General features: G+C 70.6%; 3 protein-coding genes. All 3 read left to right on the forward strand.

Features of this window, described 5'->3' with window-relative positions; genetic code table 11:
• Positions 1-1236, forward strand: a 1236-nt coding sequence (locus tag H5J29_RS21505; protein ID WP_181782849.1) for an MFS transporter, incomplete at its 5' end; no start/stop codon positions are given.
• A gap of 201 nt (positions 1237-1437) precedes the next feature.
• On the forward strand, positions 1438-2733 hold the full coding sequence (locus tag H5J29_RS21510) for a citrate synthase (protein WP_181782850.1): 1296 nt from the start codon (positions 1438-1440) through the stop codon (positions 2731-2733).
• Positions 2734-2917: 184 nt separating this feature from the next.
• Positions 2918-4291, forward strand: a complete 1374-nt coding sequence (locus H5J29_RS21515; RefSeq protein WP_181782851.1) for a cryptochrome/photolyase family protein — start codon at positions 2918-2920, stop codon at positions 4289-4291.
• Positions 4292-4687 lie beyond the last annotated feature (396 nt).

The raw sequence follows: 4687 nt of genomic DNA on the forward strand, positions 1-4687 counted from the left end.
AGCACGTTCGCGGACACGACCCCGCTGCGCACGCCCGCCTACCGGCGGCTCTGGGCGGCCGGGATCGTCACGACCGTCGGGGCCCAGCTCTCCGTCGTCGCCGTCCCGGCGCAGATCTACGCCATGACCGGCTCCTCGGCCTACGTCGGCCTGACGGGCGCGTTCGGCCTGGTCCCGCTCGTGGTCTTCGGGCTGTGGGGCGGCGCGATCGCCGACGCCGTCGACCGTCGCGTGATGCTCCTCGCCACCGGCACCGGGATCGCGCTGACCTCGCTCGCGCTGTGGGTGGTGGCCGCGAGCGGGGTCGGGAACGTCTGGGTCGTGCTCGTGCTGTTCGCCGTGCAGTCCTCGATGCTGGCGATGAACCAGCCCGCCAGGGCCGCGGTGATCCCGCGGCTGATCCCCGCGGCGCAGCTGCCCGCGGCGAACGCCCTGAACATGACGGTCATGCAGATCGGCGCCGTCGCCGGGCCGTTGCTGGCGGGGGTGCTGATCCCGGTGATCGGGCTGGGCACCCTCTACCTGATCGACGCGATCCTGCTGCTCGCCACGCTCTGGGCCACGTTCCGGCTGCCCGCCGTCCCGCCCCAGGAGGCGGGCCCGCGCAAGGCGGGGCTGCGCCAGATCGTCGACGGCTTCCGGTACGCCGCGCTGCACAAGGTGCTGCTGGTGTCGTTCCTGGTGGACGTGATCGCGATGGGCTTCGGCATGCCCCGCGCCGTGTTCCCGGAGATCAGCCAGACCGTCTTCGGGGACCCCCCGGGCGGCGGGTTCGCGATGGGCCTGCTGTTCGCGGCGATCCCGGTCGGGATGGTCGCGGGCGGCGTGCTGTCCGGCTGGCTGCAGCGGGTGGCGCGACAGGGCGTGGCCGTCACGGCGGCGATCTGCGTGTGGGGCCTGGGCGTCGCGCTGTTCGGCCTGACGTCGTCGTTGTGGCTCGCGGTGCTCTTCCTCGCGATCGCAGGCGCGGGCGACCTGGTCAGCTCGGTGTACCGCAACTCGATGCTGCAGTCCGTGGCGACCGACGAGATGCGCGGACGGATGCAGGGCGTGTTCGGCGTGGTCGTCGTGGGTGGGCCGCGGCTGGCCGACCTGTGGCACGGGTCCGCGGCGGCCGCCGTCGGACCGGGGACGGCCTCCTGGATCGGCGGGGTGGCCGTGATCGTCGTGACCCTCGCCGTGGTGTTCCGGTTCCGGGAGTTCTGGGACTACCGGGTGCCGGTCGCGGCGCGCTGACGAGCAGTGACCCGCTCAGCGGATGCCGTCACGCCTTCGGGGGACGACGATGGCCCCCGGTCGCACGTCAGGAGTCTCTCGGGGAGTGATCCTGACCGCTCCTGGACGTGACGGGATCGGCCGAACGGTACGGATGGGCCCCCCGCGCACTAGCGTGGCGTGCAACGCAGAAGAAACGAGAGTGTGAGAGGGAACCTCCACATGGCTGACGAAGACACCGCCGTCCTTACCTACCCGGGCGGCACGCACGACATGGCGATCAAGGCGCCGACCGAGGGGGCATCGGCGGTCGATGTCAGCAAGCTCCTCGCGAAGACGGGGATGACGACGTTCGACCCCGGTTTCACCAGCACCGCGGCCTGCGCCTCGGCGATCACGTACATCGACGGGGACGCGGGCATCCTGCGCTACCGCGGGTACCCGATCGACCAGCTGGCGGAGCGGTCGAGCTTCCTCGAGGTCAGCTACCTGCTGATCTACGGCGAGCTGCCCACGCAGACCGAGCTCGACAAGTTCACCACCGACATCAGCAGGCACACCCTGCTGCACGAGGACCTCAAGGGGTTCTTCGACGGCTTCCCGCGGGACGCGCACCCCATGCCGGTGCTGTCCTCGGCGGTGTCGGCGCTGTCGACCTTCTACCAGGACTCGCTGGACCCGTTCGACGAGGACGCGGTCGAGCTGTCCACGGTCCGGCTGATGGCGAAGGTCTTCACCATCGCCGCGTACGCCTACAAGAAGTCCGTCGGCCAGCCGTTCCTCTACCCGGACAACTCGCTGGGTCTGGTGGAGAACTTCCTGCGCATGACGTTCGGGTTCCCGGCCGAGCCGTACGAGGTCGACCCGGTGATGGCCAAGGCCGTCGACACGCTGCTGATCCTGCACGCGGACCACGAGCAGAACTGTTCGACCTCCACGGTCCGGCTGGTGGGCTCGTCGCAGGCCAACCTGTTCGCGTCGATCTCCGCGGGCGTGAACGCGCTGTTCGGGCCGCTGCACGGCGGCGCCAACCAGGCCGTGCTGGAGATGCTCACCCGCATCCAGCAGACCGAGGACGGCAACGTCGACGCCTTCGTCGAGCGCGTGAAGAACAAGGAGAAGGGCGCGAAGCTGATGGGCTTCGGGCACCGGGTCTACAAGAACTACGACCCGCGCGCGAAGATCGTCAAGCAGAACGCGGACGAGGTGCTCAAGGCCCTCGGTGTGTCGGACCCGCTGCTCGACATCGCGATGCGGCTCGAGGAGAAGGCGCTCGCGGACGACTACTTCGCCGAGCGCAAGCTCTACCCCAACGTCGACTTCTACACCGGCGTGATCTACCGGGCCATGGGCTTCCCGACCAAGATGTTCACGGTCCTCTTCGCGCTCGGCAGGCTCCCGGGCTGGATCGCGCACTGGCGCGAGATGATGGCGGACCCGTCCAACAAGATCGGCCGCCCGCGCCAGCTGTACACGGGCTCGGGCGAGCGGGACTACAAGGACTTCAGCTCCCGCTGACCGGCAGTCCCCGAACGGCACTCCCGCCCCGAGGCGAGAGTGCCGTTCGTGCGTCCGCGAGTCCCCCACTCTCGACGCGCGAGTCGGACATCCCGACCCCGTGAGTCGTCACCTGAGGGTGCACGTGTCGCTCGCCCGGGGCGTTCGGCGCGCGAGGGGCGACGGGCGCCGTTAGCGTCGGGCCATGGCCGACCGCTCCGTCGTCTGGTTCCGACGCGACCTGCGGGTCGCGGACCAGCCCACCTTCCTGGCCGCCGCCGAGTCGGACGCGGCGCTCGCCCTGTTCGTGCTGGACCCGGCGCTGACCGGGCCGAGCGGCGGGGCCCGCCTGAACTTCCTCTACGGCTGCCTGCGCGAGCTGTCCGGGTCGCTCGGCGACCGGCTGCTGGTGGTGGAGGGCGATCCCGTGGACGTCGTGCCGCGGATCGCCGAGGAGGTGTCCGCGGCCACGGTGCACGTCGCGGCGGACTTCGGGCCGTACGGCGCGAAGCGGGACGAGGGCGTCGAGAAGGCCCTGGCCGATGCGGGTCGAGAGCTCAACCGGGTCGGCTCGCCCTACGCCGTCGCCCCCGGCCGGGTCCGGAAGAACGACGGCGACCCGTTCAAGGTCTTCACCCCCTTCCGGCGCGCGTGGGCCGACCACGGCTGGCGCGGCCCGGCCGACACCTCCGCGAACACGGTGAGGTGGATGGACCCGCCGAAGAAGGGCTCCGTGCCGATCCCGGACGACGTCTCGGTCGACGCCGAGTTCGTCGAGCCGGGGGAGAAGGCGGCGCTCGCCGCGTGGGCGGAGTTCCTCGACGCGGCCGTCGACGACTACGGCGACGCCCGCAACCGCCCGGACAAGCCCGGGACCTCGCGGATGTCCGCCTACCTCAAGTACGGCTGCGTGCACCCCCGCACCCTGCTGGCGGATCTCGCGAGGAAGCGGTCGGAGAGCGCGAACACCTACCGCACCGAGATCGCCTGGCGGGAGTTCTACGCGGACATCCTCTTCCAGCGCCCCGACTCCGCGCGCAAGAACTACGACCGCGCGTTCGACGCCCTCCCGGTCGCCTCCGACAAGGAGGCCTACGCCAAGTTCGACGCCTGGAAGGAAGGCCGCACCGGCTTCCCCATCGTCGACGCGGGCATGCGCCAGCTCCGCGCGGAGGCGTGGATGCACAACCGGCTGCGGATGATCGTGGCATCGTTCCTGGTCAAGGACCTGCACCTGCCGTGGTGGTGGGGGGCGCGGCACTTCATGCAGCTGCTCGTCGACGGCGACCTGGCCTCCAACCAGCACGGCTGGCAGTGGACCGCGGGGAGCGGCACCGACGCGTCGCCCTACTTCCGGGTGTTCAACCCCGTCACCCAAGGGGAGAAGTTCGACCCGAACGGCGACTACGTGCGCAGGTTCGTCCCGGAGCTGCGCGGGATCGAGGGCAAGGCCGTGCACCAGCCGTGGAAGCTGCCCGACGGGATCCCGGACGGCTATCCCGAGCCGATGGTCGACCACAAGGCCGAGCGGGAGGAGGCGCTGGCGCGGTACGAGCGGGTGAAGGCGGCGCGGCGGTGACGGACTGGGGGGGTGCACGTTTCGTGCTCTCAGCGCGGCAAGATCGCGAGTTGTGTGCGGTCCGGCGTCCCGAGCGGTCTCATGATCGGAGATTAGGTGCTCTGAGTGTTGTTCGGACCACGCTGAGAGCACCCAACCAGAGATCTTGCCGCGCTGAGAGCACGAAACGTGCGATCTTGGGCGGCACGTCACCCTTCCGGCACCGAGCCGCCGGGCGCGGCATGTGGGTGAACACCTAGGCTGGCCCCAGCACTTCACGAGGGGGGTCACCATGGCCGACCGACGCGGACGCAGGCGCAGGGTCGTGCTGGTCGGGCTGCTGGCCGGCACCGCGGGCGCAGGGGCGTGGTGGTACGTGCGCCGGGCGGGTTCCGGTCGCCCCGTGACGGACGAGTG

Origin of the sequence: Pseudonocardia pini (genome assembly GCF_013870575.1) — a bacterium.
In the GTDB taxonomy this organism is placed as follows: Bacteria; Actinomycetota; Actinomycetes; order Mycobacteriales; family Pseudonocardiaceae; genus Pseudonocardia; species Pseudonocardia pini.

Excerpts from the sequence above, each read along its gene's own strand:
- H5J29_RS21515 (WP_181782851.1), top strand. The coding sequence starts at position 2,918 with ATGGCCGACCGCTCCGTCGTCTGGTTCCGACGCGACCTGCGGGTCGCG.
- H5J29_RS21510 (WP_181782850.1), top strand. The coding sequence starts at position 1,438 with ATGGCTGACGAAGACACCGCCGTCCTTACCTACCCGGGCGGCACGCAC.